The following is a 17,024-nucleotide window of genomic DNA, read 5'->3' as shown; positions in this document are numbered from 1 at the left end:
GACAAGTGCCAGATTCATTGGCTGACACTACGCATTCGCGAGCAAGCCCGCTCCCACAAAAGCCCTCCCACATTTTAGTCCGCGCTCATCCAGCTAATCATGGTGTACGGTTACGCCGCGTCTCAATGATGTTCGGCAACTGGGAAATCCGCCCCAACAACCGCCCCAACGCGTCCAACCCCGGAATCTCGATGGTCAGGGACATCAACGCCGTGTTGTCCTCCTTGTTCGAGCGGGTGTTGACCGCCAGCACGTTGATCCGCTCATTGAGCAGCACTTGCGACACATCCCGCAGCAGCCCGGAACGATCGTACGCCCGAATCACAATGTCCACCGGATAGGTGAGCACCGGCACCGGCCCCCAGCTGACCTGGATGATCCGCTCCGGCTCGCGCCCGCCCAATTGCAGCACCGAGGCGCAGTCCTGGCGGTGAATGCTCACGCCACGTCCCTGGGTGATGTAGCCGACGATAGCGTCGCCCGGCAACGGCTGGCAGCAGCCGGCCATTTGCGTCATCAGGTTGCCCACGCCCTGGATCTGGATGTCGCCGCGCTTGCCGGGCTTGTAGCCGGTGGCCTTGCGCGGGATCAGTTCCAGCTGCTCGCTGCCGCGTTCCGGCTCGACCAACTGTTGCGCCAGGTTGACCAATTGCGCCAGGCGCAGGTCGCCGGCGCCGAGGGCGGCGAACATGTCTTCGGCGATCTTCATGTTGGCCTTTTCGGCCAGCTTGTCGAAGTCCACCTGCGGCAGGCCCAGGCGGGCCAGTTCGCGTTCGAGCAGGGTCTTGCCGGCGGCGACGTTCTGGTCGCGCGCCTGCAACTTGAACCAGTGGACGATCTTCGCCCGCGCCCGCGACGTGGTGATGTAGCCCAGGTTCGGGTTCAGCCAGTCGCGGCTCGGCGTGCCGTGCTTGCTGGTGATGATCTCGACCTGTTCACCGGTTTGCAGGCTGTAGTTGAGCGGCACGATGCGCCCGTTGATCTTGGCGCCCCGGCAGTTGTGGCCGATCTCGGTGTGCACGCGGTAGGCGAAGTCCAGCGGCGTCGCGCCCTTGGGCAGGTCGATGGCGTGGCCGTCGGGGGTGAAGATGTAGACCCGGTCCGGCTCGATATCCACCCGCAGCTGTTCGGCCAGGCCGCCGATGTCGCCGAGTTCTTCGTGCCATTCCAGCACTTGGCGCAGCCAGGAGATTTTCTCTTCGTACTGGTTGGACCCGGCCTTGACGTCGGTGCCCTTGTAGCGCCAGTGCGCGCACACGCCCAGCTCGGCCTCTTCGTGCATGGCGTGCGTGCGGATCTGTACTTCCAGCACCTTGCCTTCGGGGCCGATCACGGCGGTGTGCAGCGAGCGGTAGCCGTTCTCCTTGGGGTTGGCGATGTAGTCGTCAAACTCCTTGGGAATGTGTCGCCACAGGGTGTGGACGATGCCCAGCGCGGTGTAGCAGTCGCGCATTTCCGGCACCAGCACACGCACGGCGCGCACGTCGTAGATCTGGCTGAAGGCCAGGCCCTTGCGCTGCATTTTGCGCCAGATGGAATAGATGTGTTTGGCGCGACCACTGATGTCGGCATCGACGCCGGTGGCTTGCAACTCGGCGCGCAACTGGCCCATCACATCGCTGATAAAGCGCTCGCGGTCGAGCCGCCGCTCATGCAGCAGCGTGGCGATCTGCTTGTATTGGTCGGGTTCGAGGTAGCGGAAGGACAAGTCCTCCAGCTCCCACTTGATATGGCCGATACCCAGGCGATGGGCCAGCGGCGCGTAGATGTCGAACACCTCGCGGGCGACGCGGTTGCGTTTTTCGTCGTCGGCGGTCTTCACCGCACGGATCGCGCAGGTGCGTTCGGCCAGCTTGATGAGGGCGACGCGCACGTCGTCGACCATCGCCACCAGCATCTTGCGCAGGTTCTCGACCTGGCCCTGGGTGCCCAGCACCATCGACTGGCGCGGGCTGAGGCTGGCGCTGATGGCGGCCATGCGCAGCACGCCGTCGATCAGCTTGGCCACCACGGCGCCGAAACGCTGGCTGACCAACGGCAACGCGATATGCCCTTCACGCACGCCGCGATAGAGCACGGCGGCGATCAGCGAGTCCTGGTCCAGCTTGAGATCGGCCAGGATCTCGGCGATCTCAAGCCCGGTGCGAAAGCTGGAAGTGCCTTCGGCCCACAGGTTCTTCGCCGCATTGTCCTGCTGCTCAGACTCACGCGCGAACTCGCAAGCCGCTTTCAATGCTTCACGGTCCAGTGCCGGATCGACACTGATGGCATGGTCCAGCCATGCCTCCAGGTTGATACTGCCGTCGGTGTTGATCGGCTGGTGTGCTCTCACCTGTACCATCTTTCTTACCTTCCCTACGACGCACCTTGAATGCGCCAAAATCATCGCCGACCTTTTACTGCGAACTCCCTGGCAGGTCACAGGCCCTGGAGAACGCAGGCCGGTCGGATTAAACGGGCATCCTAGCCCGCTTCAAATAACGCCATGGCCTCGACATGCGCAGTCTGCGGAAACATGTCGAGGATCCCGGCACGTTTTAGCCGGTAGCCTTGCTTGACCAACTCAACCGTGTCCCGCGCCAGCGTCGCCGGGTTGCAGGACACATACACCAGGCGCTTGGCCCCCAGGGTGGCGAGCTTGCGCACAACCTCTTGGGCACCATCACGGGGTGGGTCCAAGAGTACCGCAGAAAAGCCCTGTTTGGCCCATTCTGCGTCGGTCAAAGGCTGGGACAAATCGGCCTGAAAAAACTGCGCATTATGCAAATTGTTGCTGACGGCATTCAGGGCCGCCCGGTCCACCATGGTCTGCACACCTTCCACCGCCACCACTTCGCGCACTTGGCGGGCGAGTGGCAGGGCAAAGTTGCCCAGGCCACAAAACAGGTCCAGCACCCGCTCATCGGGCTGTGGCGCCAGCCATTCCAGGGCCTGGGCCACCATCGCGGCGTTGACCCCGGCGTTGACTTGCACGAAGTCCCCTGGACGGTAGGCCAGTTCCAGATCCCACTGCTCCAGACGGAAACCCAGGACCGCATCGGCGTCCACCGGCTCCGGCTGGCCCTCGCCATGCAGCCACAATTGGGCTTCATGGAAAGCGCAGAATTCTTGCAACACTTGCAGGTCGGCTGCCGACAACGGCGCCATATGCCGCAGCAACACGGCGATGGACGTACCGCTGAACAACTCCACATGCCCCAGGGCCTTGGGATTGCTCAAGCGGCGCAACATGTTCGGCAGCCGCTGCATGATCGGTTGCAAGGCTTGTACCAGCACCGGGCAATCATCGATGGCGACGATGTCCTGGCTGGCGACCGCGCGAAAACCCACTTCCAGGTGTTTCGCCTTGGCGTCCCAGCGCACTGCCACGCGGGCGCGACGGCGGTAGCCGAATTCCGGCCCGCTCAACGGCGCAGCCCATTCTTGCGGTTCGACACCGGCCACGCGCGACAGTTGCTCGGCGAGCATGCGCTGTTTCAGGGCAAGCTGTTCGGCATGGGGCAAGTGCTGCACGCTGCAACCGCCACAGCGGCCGACGTGGGCGCACGGTGCCGGGCGGCGCAGTTCGCTGGCCTTGAATACCCGCTCGGTGCGCGCCTCGACCACTTTCCCATGGGCGCCCAACACCCGCGCTTCAACTTCTTCGCCGGCCAGCGCGCCATTGACAAACCAGGTGCGGCCTTCAAAGAACACGATGCCACGGCCGTCATTGGCCAGGCGCTCGATGGTCAGGCGTTGTTTCTTGCCCACGGGGATCTGCGGGGCGCGGCTGCCGCCCGTCGGTTGGAAGCGCAGGCCTCTCTCGTGCTTGGCCATCAGTTGGGTTCGTCGAAAATGCCGGTCGACAAGTAACGGTCGCCTCGGTCACAGATGATCGCGACGATCACCGCATTTTCCACTTCCTTGGACAAGCGCAACATACCGGCCACGGCGCCACCGGAGGACACGCCGCAGAAGATGCCTTCTTCACGGGCCAGGCGGCGCGTGGTGTCTTCGGCTTCACGCTGGGCCATGTCGATGATGCGGTCCACACGCGTCGCGTTGTAGATCTTCGGCAGGTACTCTTCGGGCCAACGGCGGATACCCGGGATGGCCGCGCCTTCCATCGGTTGCAGGCCGACGATCTGGATCGCCGGGTTCTGCTCCTTGAGGTAGCGCGAGTTGCCCATGATGGTGCCGGTGGTACCCATGGAGCTGACGAAATGGGTGATGGTGCCCCCGGTCTGGCGCCAGATTTCCGGGCCAGTGGTGGTGTAGTGCGCCTCGGGGTTGTCGCCATTGGCAAACTGGTCCAGCACCTGGCCACGGCCTTCGGCGGCCATGCGCTCGGCGAGGTCGCGGGCGCCTTCCATGCCCTCTTCCTGGGTCACCAGCACCAGCTCGGCGCCATAGGCGGTCATCGCCGCCTTGCGCTCGGCGCTGCCGTTGTCGGGCATGATTAGCACCATCTTGTAACCCTTGATCGCGGCAGCCATGGCCAGGGCGATCCCGGTGTTGCCCGAGGTGGCTTCGATCAGGGTGTCGCCAGGCTTGATCTGCCCGCGCAATTCGGCACGGGTAATCATCGACAGCGCCGGGCGGTCTTTTACCGAGCCAGCCGGGTTGTTCCCTTCAAGCTTGAGCAACAGGGTATTGCTGGTTTCACCCGCCATGCGTTGCAAGCGGACCAAGGGCGTGTTGCCGACGCAATCGGCGATTGTTGGGTACTGCAAGGTCATGGCGTATTCGCAATCCAGACTGCGGGGCGCACATCATACCGGGAAAGGTCGGCGGGCCATATCACGCAAAGTGTGGTGCTTATTTCTTAAGGGAATAAGCATGAAAATCATCCGACAACAAACGCCGTCCACTCCTGAAGGGTAAATTTGCGGATCCGCTTGTTTTCGGCTAGCCCCCTCGCGACCCGCACCTGGTTGAGACTGCGCACGTACTGCCCTTCATTGATCAATCCACTCGCCAGTTGTTGCTCCGCCCCCTCAAGCAGTCCCTGAAAACGGCGCAGCGTGAGTTCGAGCGCTACAGCGTATTTATGTTGAATGAACCGCACCCAATAAGGCTCCTGCTGTAATAACTCAGGCCAGTTCACCCTGAACTCTTTCTGCAAAATATACTGGCGCATCAAATTCACCGAGTCAGCATTCGGCAAAACGGTGGGCGCCTCAAAACGCTCAGGAAGCACCTGCGGCAGGTCCAGGCTGTTTGCCAAAGCGATGCGATAGCTGAGGATTCGCGTGCACCTCAACTCGTACGGCTGAGGTGAAAAATGCTCGTCGACAAGGTTATCCAATTCGTCAAGCCGTCGCAGTGCACGGTAATAGTGGATAAAGCCGGGGCCAGCCGTTCGCAGATCCGTTGCAAGCATTCGTAGAGGGTGCATTTGCAACTCAAGTTCATGCAGACATAACAGCCAGCCGTCTATGCCCCCAATCATGAAGTTGTAACTGCGCCAATCGGCGATTATCTCAACACCCTCGTGGCCCGTCGCGTCGTCGATCAATGCCCAGACGCGTTGTGTCACCCGTTCTCGTTGCACGCGAAACAGGGGGTCGGTAAATCGCGGGTCATTGGCGATGCAACCTAACAGTTCAAAAAAATCGCTCGCCATCGGCTGTTCTTGCAATTGCGCCCACTGCCGTTCGCGCGCCACCACCTGGCGGGGTGAAAGTAGCGCCAACCATCGATCAGGCCTTTGATCAATTGCCACCGTTGGCTCCCACAACCCAAAATCAACACTTGGCCGCCCCGGGCGTTCACCGATCCGGCGCAGCAACTGCCGCGCCTCTACAGAAAGCGGATTACCGCGTAAATTCATTGCTCGATGCACCTGGGGATAGATGAACAAATCCGTTTCCGCCAACTCCCCGATCAGATTGTCGCGCACATCAAAACTACGCAGTGCCTCCAGGGTGACGGCGCCACGCGGCAGATGGGTCAGTCCAGCGTTGCGCAATCTCAGTTGCCTCAGGCTCCTCAATGCATAGAGCGACAGCCGGCGCCCTTGCCCGAGAGGGTTTCCCGACAGATCAAGATCCCTCAGCCCGGCCAACGTCGCCAGTCGATACTCGTCTTGCAAATTGAACGCCAGCGCATTGTTTGACAGATTGAGCACTGCCAGGTGGGAAAGCCCCTCCAGATCAGGCAGATGAACGAACCGATTGCCGTTGAAATAAATGATCCTAAGGTGTGGGAAAGCCCGGATGAAACGCTCTGGCAACTGGCTCAGGCGGTTGCTTCGCAGGCTCAGCATCTGTACATGACCGAAATGTGCGCCCAAGGTCGGCAGACTTGTCAGACCCAACTCATCCAGATTGAGCTCCTCAATTACGCCTTGAGTGAACCCTTCCTTGGCCCAGCAACGCTGGATCCGCGCAACCGCCAACGCCCGTGAGTGAACCGACGCGGCATCGTTGTCAGTCGCCGAGGCTGCATCACGCCACTCTTGCAACGCAACGTCCAGTGCGTTCCGTTCGTTGACCAGGTAATTGACCATTACCTCGCGTTCGCTGACCGAGTCGCCCGCCTCCAGCAGCAGTTCCCACAAGTATTCATCGGCCTTCGACGGATAGAGTTCACGCATCCGCGCAATCTGTTCGCGATCAACCGGCCCCGACTCTTCGCCCCCGCTCAACGGATACCCGACACGCCCATCCGCTAAACGCCGTGGCGGCTTGAACCAGTGCTGGTGCGTGATGCCCAGCAGGGTTTCGACGTGCCCGAAATGGTGCTCCACACGATCGGCAATCTCTTCGAGCAGCACCTCTGCGCTGTGCTCATAGTCATAGCCCAGCGACTGCCGCTCAGCCGGCGTCAACGCCGCCAGCAGCACTGCCAGAAAGCCCCCCCGACCTCCCGTCATGCGGGGCGCTTGGCCTGTTCTGAAGACGTAGGCTTGATAGGCGCCCGTCACGGTTTTCAGCACCCGTCGCAGCGGCGCATGCGCAGGGCCAACACTGTCAATCCGCACGTCGGCGTCCCACACCTCCACGCGTAGATCCGCAGGCCAACCCGGCAGTTTTATGAGCGCGTGCAAAATCAGCCTCGAGCTGTCCGCGTTGACGGCGGCAGACCAATGCAAGCCTTCGATCGCCCGAGTCATGCGCAAATATCGAATGTACCAACTCGCCGCCGCCGTCACGCTGGCAGGCACGCGACCCGCTTGCAAACTCTGACGTTCAGCCGGCGTAGCGCCTTGTACACAGTCGTCAGCAAACAACGCCGTCAGGGCAGGAAACTGACGCTGTATCACTTGTGCCAGCGGGTCAGCCGACAACTCACTCTTGTGGGCGAGTGCCTTGAAGAACAGCTGCTCCATTTGCGGCTTGTCTATCTGTACCTTGGACTCCAAGACCGTGACTTGATCGGTACGGGTCACACCGGCTTTCCCCACCAGTACGTCAGCTGCGTCAGGCCCTATCTCGCCGAGCACCTGATCGAAAAAGTCCCGCCCAACCTCCACCCCCGCCTTGACCCGCTGATGAATATGGAAACGCTCAAGCGTACTCGTCAGCATCACGGGCGGCGGCTCATTGCGCACATGCACCCGGCGCAAGATGCTCGGCGTCACACTGCTGATCCGCTGAATCTGCTCGATGGCATCCGGCGACAACGACCGCGCTATGGGGCCCAGGCGATAAAACGGCTTCTGGCCATCCCACGTCAGCGGCTGTTCCCATTCATGGCGCCAGGCACCGCTACCGTTGTGGGCCAGCACCGGGGCATACGCATCGTGCAGCACAGGATGCTGGATGCGCCAAGGCAGGGACGCGTCGGCCCGGGCAACATTGAAATACTCGCCCTCGATAAACACGAATTGCTGCGATGCCAGGCTATAAATCCCCTGCGCATCGGGCTCGGGGGCAATACGGGTGGCATCCACATCGCTCGCATACTGCGCTATTTCACGGCGGTCAGGATAAAACGTCCCCTCCGGGCTGCGATGACGCAGCATGAGCGCTGCAACACGCGCGCGCAGTTGGGTGACCGCTTGCAGTCCGTTGAGCCCGTGCCGGGCCAGATCACTCGCAGACAGTTGGCTCAACAGCGCTTGATAGAAACCATCGGGTCCGGTGAGCATCGTGCCGATGCTGTGTTCACGATGAAAAAAAGGCGCAACCCGGCCCTGGCGATGGTCAAGGATGACCACTGTACGATCGGCGCTACCCTTCGACATGTAGGGGGCCGGCAGATCGGCCTCGGCGACCACCAGCGCTTGGCCGGTCAAGTCCCTCAAGACACTGCGGGCAAACACTGTGGCCCAGTGCCGGGTTTGCGGGTCAAACCGGCGCGGATGAAAAATTCCATCGATGATCGCCTCCCGACGTGCCACCTGGCGCGCCGCGCGCAATGCCAGGTAAAGCGCCTCGGGCTGCAAGTGCGAGTGCAGCAACTGGGTTTGCTGGTGGGATGAAAGCGGGTGTTGATCCAGCACCTCGACCAGCCGGGCCAGGCTGACATGGGGGTGCAAGCTGTGCAGTGCCTGAATCACCGCAGGCACTGCATGGTCCGGCCCCACGCTATCAGGCAGCCATTGTTTGACGGCCGCAGGAGCCCCCACCGCAGTCGAACGGCTGACACCGGCAAATCGAGTGAGGGCCTCAAACAGCTCAAGCCGCGAGGAGCCGGCCTGCACGGCCAACTGTTGGCGCAATGCCTGTTCGCCAGCCGCAAAACTCGACGGCAATAACGCCACAATCGCGAGAGGCAGCTGCGCCGTCAGGCGACGTGGCGACGCATAGCCGAACAGGAAACTCTCCAGCAGCGTCACGCTGATCGCCTTGGACGCCGGACGGTCCGCGCGCTTGGTGTAGCGGCACAGAACCTGGCCCAGAGGGTTGGCAATCGTCAAGGCTGTATCGGCCGGCCATTGCGCCAACTGAGTGAGCAACGGCCCAAGCACGTGAAACGCCGCTGCCGGTGGCGAACTGCCGGAGGTCGAGGCGCTGGCCGCCCAATCGATCAACCGGTCGGCAGTGAACCGCTGCGCAGCCTCGATCAGAGACGCCGACGGGGCTTCCCCTGCCCAGACCTTCTCCAGGGCTGGCCGGACAATCTGGCTCGTCTCCAGCACGGCTTGCACTTCGCGGGCGGCAGTCGGCGTGGTGCCAAGCATTCGTTCCAGCAGTTGGGGGTCGGTCAAGCGCTGGAGGTCAACATCGGTGCCAGGCACGCGCTGCTCAGAGAGTTGACGAAACAGGTTTTGATGGCGGCGCCTTGCGCTCAGCGCCAAGCGCGTGTGCAGGCGACTACTGATCAATAAATCGGCCAGGTCGGTAAAGCCCTGGAGTAATTCGGCGGGCTCGCCTTGCAGTGCCTTGCTCCCGCCTTCAATCAAGGCCTGCCCCAATACTGCAAACATGGCGATCATGCGTATGCGTCCCAGCCCTTTGAGCGGGCCGGGCACCGGGATCAACAGCAGGTCCAGCGTCTCACTGATGACCGTGAGAAAAACACTGCTGACGGTTGCCATGAAGCCTGGGGTTTCACTGGCCATTTCTTGCACATTGGTTCGACAGCGCAACATGTAGAACTCATACAAGCTGACGACCGGGACCTTCTCGACCGTACGAGTGAGGTACCCGATCTGTTGCACATTGTTGGTCTGCGGGAGCCACTGAACAAGGTCGTAAAGCACTTTTCCCTGCGGTGAAAGCCCTTCGGGGCGAGGACGAGCCTTGGCAATTTGGGTCAAGCGCACGCTGTCACGCAGGGTCATAAGCGGGTACAACCACGCGACCTCGCCTCGTTTGTAGAACGCCTCGAAGGTGACGTAAAACTCCTTGCAAGCCTCCTGGTGCGTGTCGTAATGGCGCAGGGCACCGCCTGGCCGATGGGGGAAATAGCTGAAGGCGCCCTTGCAGCCGCTGACGGAAAAAACGCAATGGGGAATCTTCACGCTATCCCCTGTTGGAGCCGCAAGGTACTGACCCGCCAGCCCCATGGCTGGGGGGGTCCAACTGATGCTATCGACGCCATGAGGGACGAACAGGTGCATCTCCTGGGTTTGATCCCACCTCACCTCCCCCGCGATGGCGCGCTTCACCTGGCGGTACTTGTGCAGATCAACGCGACTGGTGGCGACGTCATTGAGAGCCTCGATCAACGCAAACTCAAACTCCGCCTGCGCCACACTCATGATTGCATGGCCCAGCGAGGCAGAAGCGCCCAGTTCCCGGTCAAGCCGCGCTCGGAGTTGCCCACCCAGATTGAGATCGCGCACCAACGCAATAAAGTCCGCAGCACTGGCGTTGATGGACGCATCCAGGAAACTGGCATCCGCCAACCCGGTTTGCCCTGGGAAACTCCACCCCGTCAGCCCGTCGTAGTTCATGCAGGCGGCTTCCCATAAGGTCATGCTGGCAACCTTCGTTTCGTTGCCGCCAGCCGTACGACGCGTGCGCGCGGAAGGGGTGAGATAGCGCGTATGAATCCTCGCGGCTTGCGGATCGAGCGTTTGGCCAGTCAGGGTATTCAACGCCTTGCGCAATGAATCCAGGCCGCCCTGTTCGAACTGCTTGCTGACTTGGCGAATGGCGTCTTCGAGCGCCCGCTGGGCATCGATCCAGTTTTTTTGCAGGCGTACGTATTCGAAACGCTCCTCGTCGTCGAGTGCTGCGAGAAACCGCTCGAACGGGCCTCGCATTTGATCCAGGGTTTGCATCGCAGACCATTCATGGCGCGCGAGCAACGGCCCCTGCGCCCGTTGCTCGGCGATAAAATCCGCCAGCGGCGCGGTCCCAACAGTGGTCTGAGTCATCTTTCTCTCCTTGAAAGATGTTCAGCTTACGCAGCGCCCATCAACGCTTCGGGTAGCTATGTAGTGCCGCCGCTCAGCAATGGTTTCTCTGGAACACTTCCTGCCCCATCGCTGCGATCTGGCCCTCAATCAGCTTGTCGAAGGGCTTGAGCAAAGGCTCGAACGAAGTCGGCGCTTCAAGCATTTGCAGCGCCTGCACGATGGCCTCCACCGTCGATAACGCGCCAGGCTCCGGCGCTTTGCGCAAGCGGTAACGAGACACTGCGCCCTCAGCCAGACTCACCCTGAGCAACGCTGCCAACAACGGATTGAGATGCAGCAGTTTGCGTGCCTTGCGCCAGGTGCCATCAGGGACCACCAGCAACAACGGCTCATCGGACGGTGCGTAGGCCTGCAACGGCTGGGCATCATCGGCCGGAAACAACAGTCGCGCCTGATAGCCGGGCGCGCTCAATAGCGTCGGCAACTCCTCAAACACCTCGCCCACCACCAACTGCGCATTGTTCAAGCCCAACGCCGCCAAGCGCGCAGTGTTGAGCGCATGGTTGACCTCGCTTGGATGCTGCAACAGCAACACGCGGGTGCGGCTGTCTAGGCTCGGTATCAGCGCGCACAGGCAGTGGGTGACGGGCCGCAGGCAGCGGGGGCATTGGGGTCTGGACATGGTTTATCAGGCCTGGTTGAGCTGGGTTTTGAGCAAATCGCGAAAGGTCTGGATCAGCGGTTCGCGGCTGCGGCCCCGGCGCATTATCATCGAGAACGGCGCCTGGTAGCCGAAGGTCGCCGGCAGCAGGACGCGCAGGTCGCCCTTGTCGGCCCAGGCCTGGGCGTAGTGTTCGGGCAAATAACCGATATAGGCACCGGAGAGCACCAGGATCAGTTGCGCTTCCATACTTTCCACCGTGGCAGCGCTGTGCTTGAAACCGTGGCGCGCCAGCTCCGCCTGGCTCCAGTAGCCGCGACCGACCATGCGTTGCTGGGTGATGACTTGTTCGGGAATGCGCCGCTCGTTGAACAGCGGGTGGCGGGTGCTGCAATACAGCCAGTGTTGTTCGCGGTACAGCGGCATGTAGATCAGCCCGCTCATGCGGTTGGAAAAGGCACCGATGGCCAGGTCGAGGCGGTTGTCCTGCACACCGAGTTGCAGTTCGTAGGGGCTCATCACCGACAAATGCAGGTGCACCGCCGGGTGTTCCAGGCTGTAGGCACCAATCACCTCGGCGAACGGCAAGGCTTTGTCGCTGACGGTGGAGTCGAGCACGCCGAGCTTGAGCGTGCCGCGCAACTCGCCTTTCAACGCGGCGGCGTATTGCTCGAACCCTTCCAGTTCGCCCAGCAGGCGCAAGGTCTCTTGATGGAACAGCTCGCCCTTGCTCGTCAGGCTGAACCCGCCGCGCCCGCGATGGCAAAGCACCAGGCCCAACGCTGACTCCAACTGGCTCATATAAGTGCTGATGGCCGATGTAGACAGGTTGAGTTCGTGCTGGGCATTGGCGAACCCCTGGTGGCGCACGACGCTGACGAAGATGCGCAGGAGTTTCAGGTCGGGCAAGGCGTTGGCCATCGGATCTCCAGATTCAACGGATGCATCGCAATCAAAACTGTGGGAGCTGGCTTGCCTGCGATGGCGGTGTATCAAACAAGGAAGCGTGGCTGGCCCACCGCTATCGCAGGCAAGCCAGCTCCCACATTTGAACGGAGTTTACCTCAGGGATTAGTTTAGAAAAATCTGAACTAAGTATTTGTCCCTGCCGATTCTTTCGTCTCGGGGTATTTCGCAGAATCGGCCTCTAATAAACAAAACAACGATGAGGCACTCCCGTGGACAAGATTTTCCACCAACCACTGGGCGGCAACGAAATGCCGCGCTTTGCCGGCATCGCCACCATGATGCGACTCCCCCACCTGCAAACCGCCAAGGGCCTGGACGCTGCCTTTATCGGCGTGCCCCTGGACATCGGCACCTCGCTGCGCGCCGGCACCCGCTTCGGGCCACGTGAAATTCGCGCCGAATCGGTGATGATCCGCCCCTACAACATGGCCACCGGCGCCGCACCGTTCGACTCGCTGTCGGTGGCCGACATCGGCGACGTGGCGATCAACACCTTCAACCTGCTCGACGCCGTGCGCATCATCGAAGAAGCCTACGACGAGATCCTCGAACACGATGTGATCCCGATGACTCTGGGCGGCGACCACACCATTACCCTGCCGATCCTGCGCGCCATCCACAAGAAACACGGCAAGGTCGGCCTGGTGCATATCGATGCCCACGCCGATGTGAACGACCATATGTTCGGCGAGAAAATCGCCCACGGCACCACCTTCCGCCGTGCCGTGGAAGAAGGCCTGCTGGATTGTGACCGTGTGGTGCAGATCGGCCTGCGCGCCCAGGGCTATACCGCCGAAGACTTCAACTGGAGCCGCAAACAGGGCTTCCGTGTGGTCCAGGCCGAAGAATGCTGGCACCACTCCCTCGCGCCGTTGATGGCCGAAGTGCGCGAAAAAGTCGGCGGCGGCCCGGTGTACCTGAGCTTTGATATCGACGGCATCGACCCCGCCTGGGCACCCGGCACCGGCACCCCGGAAATCGGCGGGCTGACCACCATCCAGGCCATCGAGATCATTCGCGGCTGCCAGGGCCTCGACCTGGTTGGTTGCGATTTGGTAGAAGTTTCACCGCCTTACGACACCACCGGCAACACCTCGCTGCTGGGCGCCAACCTGCTGTACGAGATGCTTTGCGTGCTGCCTGGCGTGGCGCATCGCTGATGAGCGCCCGCGAGGTGCTGCAAGCCGCCGCCGACCTGGTGGCGGCCTTCGCCCGCAATGACCGCGCCGCCTACTTCGGCGCGTTCACGGCCGATGCCAGCTTTGTGTTCTACACCCTGCCCCAGCCACTGCTCAGTCGCGATGCCTACCAGGCGTTGTGGGACAGCTGGCGCCGGGACGAGGGGTTCGAAGTGCTCTCGTGCACATCGAGCAACGCCTTTGTCAGCCTGCAAGGCGACGTGGCGATTTTTATGCATGACGTGGCCACCGAGCTGCGCATGCAAGGGGAGCAATTCTTTAGCCAGGAACGCGAGACCATTGTCTTTAAACGGCAAGGATCTCGCACAGAACAAAAAGAAGGCCTGTGGCTGGCCTGTCACGAACATTTGTCCGCTATGCCGGAAGGGCTGCCGCCCCCTTAGCCAATGTGATCGGAGCTGATCATGAATAATAAAAACAACGATAAAAGTATTCGCCAGATAGAAACCAACGGGGTCGAACAGATCCCGGACCACGAACGTACCGCCGGCCCCAAGGATCTGTTCCGCCTGATCTTCGGCGGTGCCAATACCTTTGCCACCGCCGTGCTGGGTTCCTTTCCCGTGCTGTTTGGCCTGTCGTTCCAGGCCGGGGTCTGGGCGATTGTGCTGGGCGTGCTGGTGGGCGCACTGATCCTCGCGCCCATGGGCCTGTTCGGGCCGATCAACGGTACCAATAACGCGGTGTCATCCGGTGCGCACTTTGGCGTACACGGGCGGATTGTCGGCTCGTTTCTGTCGCTGCTGACGGCGATTGCCTTTTTCTCACTGTCGGTGTGGAGTTCAGGCGATGCGCTGGTAGGCGGTGCGAAACGCCTGATCGGCCTGCCGGAAACCGACCTGACCCTGGGCCTGGCCTACGGCGTGTTCGCGATCCTGGTGCTGACCGTGTGCATCTACGGCTTTCGCTTCATGCTGTGGGTCAACCGCATCGCGGTGTGGGCGGCGAGCCTGCTGTTTTTGTTGGGCATCTTCGCGTTTGCACCAGCCTTCGACAGCCATTTCGCCGGCACTGTCGCCCTTGGCCAGACTGGCTTCTGGGCGGCGTTTATCGGCGCGGCACTGGTGGCCATGAGCAACCCGATTTCCTTCGGCGCGTTCCTTGGCGACTGGTCGCGCTACATCCCGCGTGAAACGCCAAAAATGCGCATCATGCTGGCCGTGGTGCTGGCGCAGGTCGCCACCTTGATCCCCTTCCTGTTCGGCCTGGCCACCGCGACCATCGTGGCGATCAAGGCACCGGACTACATCGCGGCCAACAACTATGTCGGCGGTTTGCTGGCGGTAGCACCGGGCTGGTTCTTCCTGCCGGTGTGCCTGATCGCGGTGATTGGCGGCATGTCCACCGGCACCACGTCGCTGTATGGCACGGGGCTGGACATGTCCAGCGTGTTCCCGCGCCTGCTGTCGCGGGTCAAGGCCACGCTGCTGATCGGGGTGATGTCGATTGCCTTCATCTTTATCGGACGTTTCGCCGCCAACCTGGTGCAGAGCGTCTCGACCTTCGCCGTGCTTATCATCACCTGCACCACACCGTGGATGGTGATGATGATTATCGGCCTGATCGTGCGCCGCGGCTTCTACTGCCCGGATGACTTGCAGGTGTTCACCCGCGGTGAGACCGGCGGCCGCTACTGGTTCAGCCATGGCTGGAACTGGCGCGGGCTGGGGGCGTGGATACCGAGTGCGCTGGTGGGGCTGTGCTTCGTCAACTTGCCGGGGCAGTTTGTCGGGCCGCTGGGCAATTTGGCCGATGGCATTGATATCAGCTTGCCGGTGACGCTGGGGTTGGCGTCGGTGATGTACCTGACCTTGCTGCGGGTGTTTCCTGAGCCGGCTGCGGTGTATGGGCCAGCGGGAGCAAGCTCCCTCGCCACAAGAAGTTCACTCACTACAGCCCACTCCCCTACCTAAAAATAAAATCGGAGAATCGCCGTCATGGCTTTGGATTTATTCGTCGTACTCATCTACGCCGCCGGCATGCTCGTGCTCGGCTATTACGGCATGCGCCGCGCCAAGACCCATGAAGATTACCTGGTGGCCGGCCGCAACCTGGGGCCGACCCTGTACATGGGCACCATGGCCGCCACGGTGTTGGGCGGGGCGTCCACCGTCGGCACCGTGCGCCTGGGTTATGTGCACGGCATCTCGGGCTTCTGGCTGTGCGCCGCGCTGGGCATGGGGATCATTGCGCTGAACCTGTTCCTGGCCAAGCCGCTGTTGAAGCTGAAGATCTTCACCGTCACCCAGGTCCTCGAAAAACGCTACAACCCCATGGCGCGCCAAGCCAGCGCGGTGATCATGCTGGCCTATGCGCTGATGATCGGCGTGACCTCGATCCTCGCCATCGGCACCGTGCTGCAAGTGCTGTTTGGCCTGCCGTTCTGGATCTCGGTGCTGCTCGGCGGTGGCGTGGTGGTGGTGTACTCGACCATCGGGGGCATGTGGTCGCTGACCCTCACCGACATCGTGCAGTTCGTCATCAAGACCGTCGGCCTGATGTTTATCCTGCTGCCGATCTGCCTGTACCGCGTCGGCGGCTGGGATGAGCTGGTGGCCAAGCTGCCGGCGTCGAGTTTCAGCTTCACCGCCATCGGCTGGGACACGATCATCACCTACTTCATGATCTATTTCTTTGGCATCCTCATCGGCCAGGACATCTGGCAACGGGTGTTCACCGCCCGTGACGAAAAGGTCGCCAAGTATGCCGGCACGTTCGCCGGGTTCTACTGCATCCTCTACGGCCTGGCCTGTGCGTTGATCGGCATGGCGGCCCATGTGCTGATCCCGGACCTGGACAACGTCAACAACGCGTTTGCCGCCATCGTCAAAGTCTCGCTGCCAGACGGCATCCGTGGCCTGGTGATTGCAGCGGCACTGGCCGCGATGATGTCCACCGCCAGCGCTGGTTTGCTAGCCGCCTCCACCGTATTGACCGAAGACCTGCTGCCACGTTTGCGCGGTGGCAAACAGTCGAGCCTGGCGATCAACCGCTTGTTCACGATGCTGACCGGCATTGCCGTATTGGGTATCGCGCTGGTGGTGAACGATGTGATCAGCGCGCTGACCCTGGCCTACAACCTGTTGGTGGGCGGCATGTTGATCCCGTTGATCGGCGCGATTTTCTGGAAACGCGCTACCACCTCCGGGGCGATCACCTCGATGGCGCTGGGCTTTGTCACGGCGCTGGTGTTCATGTTCAAGGATGGGTTGGATGCGAACACGCCGATCTACTACAGCCTGGCGATTGGGTTGGTGAGCTTTGTGCTGGTGAGTGTGTTGTCGCGTAAGCCAGAGGCGGTAGCGGCTAACGCAATTTGAGGCATAACAGGGTTTAGAGCGGTTTCTTCAGCGGGCACGACGTCGGATGTCGTGCCCGTTTTTTTTCTGGCACAAAAACAAATGTGGGAGCGGGCTTGCCCGCGAAGGCGGTGTGTCAGTCAACCTTGCATCGACTGACA

General features: G+C 61.5%; 10 protein-coding genes. 4 read left to right on the top strand and 6 right to left on the bottom strand.

The features are described 5' to 3' along the window. Nucleotides 1-97: 97 nt before the first annotated feature. From relA to NUV89_RS20250, 6 genes are all read right to left on the bottom strand, one after another. Nucleotides 98-2,341, bottom strand: a complete 2,244-nt coding sequence (relA, locus tag NUV89_RS20275; protein ID WP_017735424.1) for a GTP diphosphokinase — start codon at nt 2,339-2,341, stop codon at nt 98-100. A 122-nt stretch (nt 2,342-2,463) separates the two neighbouring features. After that, nucleotides 2,464-3,816 (bottom strand): 23S rRNA (uracil(1939)-C(5))-methyltransferase RlmD, encoded by a 1,353-nt coding sequence (rlmD, locus tag NUV89_RS20270; RefSeq protein WP_257782703.1) that lies wholly within the window; start codon nt 3,814-3,816, stop codon nt 2,464-2,466. After that, nucleotides 3,816-4,718, bottom strand: coding sequence for a cysteine synthase CysM (gene cysM, locus NUV89_RS20265; RefSeq protein ID WP_017735422.1), 903 nt, complete (start codon nt 4,716-4,718; stop codon nt 3,816-3,818). Before cysM ends, rlmD begins: the two co-directional genes overlap by 1 nt. A gap of 107 nt (nt 4,719-4,825) precedes the next feature. Then, nucleotides 4,826-10,753 (bottom strand): NEL-type E3 ubiquitin ligase domain-containing protein, encoded by a 5,928-nt coding sequence (locus NUV89_RS20260; RefSeq protein WP_257782702.1) that lies wholly within the window; start codon nt 10,751-10,753, stop codon nt 4,826-4,828. A gap of 73 nt (nt 10,754-10,826) precedes the next feature. Continuing rightward, nucleotides 10,827-11,417, bottom strand: a complete 591-nt coding sequence (locus NUV89_RS20255) for a tRNA-uridine aminocarboxypropyltransferase (protein WP_257782701.1) — start codon at nt 11,415-11,417, stop codon at nt 10,827-10,829. Nucleotides 11,418-11,423: 6 nt separating this feature from the next. Continuing rightward, nucleotides 11,424-12,317 carry a LysR family transcriptional regulator gene (locus NUV89_RS20250; RefSeq protein WP_034108063.1) on the bottom strand — a complete coding sequence of 298 codons (894 nt, stop codon included), beginning with the start codon at nt 12,315-12,317 and terminating at the stop codon, nt 11,424-11,426. A gap of 257 nt (nt 12,318-12,574) precedes the next feature. On the opposite strand from NUV89_RS20250, the gene speB reads away from it, so the two are divergent. From speB to NUV89_RS20230, 4 genes are read left to right on the top strand one after another with little or no spacing between them, the layout of a single operon-like run. Then, a complete protein-coding gene (gene speB, locus NUV89_RS20245; protein ID WP_017134866.1) occupies nt 12,575-13,525 on the top strand; it encodes an agmatinase in 951 nt (316 codons plus the stop codon). Further along, nucleotides 13,525-13,947 (top strand): nuclear transport factor 2 family protein, encoded by a 423-nt coding sequence (locus NUV89_RS20240; RefSeq protein ID WP_257782700.1) that lies wholly within the window; start codon nt 13,525-13,527, stop codon nt 13,945-13,947. Before speB ends, NUV89_RS20240 begins: the two co-directional genes overlap by 1 nt. A gap of 21 nt (nt 13,948-13,968) precedes the next feature. Continuing rightward, complete coding sequence (locus NUV89_RS20235) at nt 13,969-15,477, top strand: cytosine permease (RefSeq protein ID WP_257782699.1); 1,509 nt, start codon at nt 13,969-13,971, stop codon at nt 15,475-15,477. A 24-nt stretch (nt 15,478-15,501) separates the two neighbouring features. Beyond that, a complete protein-coding gene (locus NUV89_RS20230) occupies nt 15,502-16,884 on the top strand; it encodes a sodium:solute symporter (RefSeq protein WP_257782698.1) in 1,383 nt (460 codons plus the stop codon). Nucleotides 16,885-17,024: the final 140 nt, after the last annotated feature.

Origin of the sequence: Pseudomonas sp. 18.1.10, from assembly GCF_024655625.1 — a bacterium.
GTDB lineage: Bacteria > Pseudomonadota > Gammaproteobacteria > Pseudomonadales > Pseudomonadaceae > Aquipseudomonas.
This window is presented reverse-complemented; position numbering and strand designations above follow the sequence as displayed.

What these genes read in the sequence shown, in the direction of transcription:
- NUV89_RS20250 (WP_034108063.1), bottom strand. Translation starts at nt 12,317, where the DNA reads ATGGCCAACGCCTTGCCCGACCTGAAACTCCTGCGCATCTTCGTCAGC.
- NUV89_RS20230 (WP_257782698.1), top strand. Translation starts at nt 15,502, where the DNA reads ATGGCTTTGGATTTATTCGTCGTACTCATCTACGCCGCCGGCATGCTC.
- relA (WP_017735424.1), bottom strand. Translation starts at nt 2,341, where the DNA reads ATGGTACAGGTGAGAGCACACCAGCCGATCAACACCGACGGCAGTATC.
- rlmD (WP_257782703.1), bottom strand. Translation starts at nt 3,816, where the DNA reads ATGGCCAAGCACGAGAGAGGCCTGCGCTTCCAACCGACGGGCGGCAGC.
- NUV89_RS20235 (WP_257782699.1), top strand. Translation starts at nt 13,969, where the DNA reads ATGAATAATAAAAACAACGATAAAAGTATTCGCCAGATAGAAACCAAC.
- NUV89_RS20255 (WP_257782701.1), bottom strand. Translation starts at nt 11,417, where the DNA reads ATGTCCAGACCCCAATGCCCCCGCTGCCTGCGGCCCGTCACCCACTGC.
- NUV89_RS20240 (WP_257782700.1), top strand. Translation starts at nt 13,525, where the DNA reads ATGAGCGCCCGCGAGGTGCTGCAAGCCGCCGCCGACCTGGTGGCGGCC.
- cysM (WP_017735422.1), bottom strand. Translation starts at nt 4,718, where the DNA reads ATGACCTTGCAGTACCCAACAATCGCCGATTGCGTCGGCAACACGCCC.
- NUV89_RS20260 (WP_257782702.1), bottom strand. Translation starts at nt 10,753, where the DNA reads ATGACTCAGACCACTGTTGGGACCGCGCCGCTGGCGGATTTTATCGCC.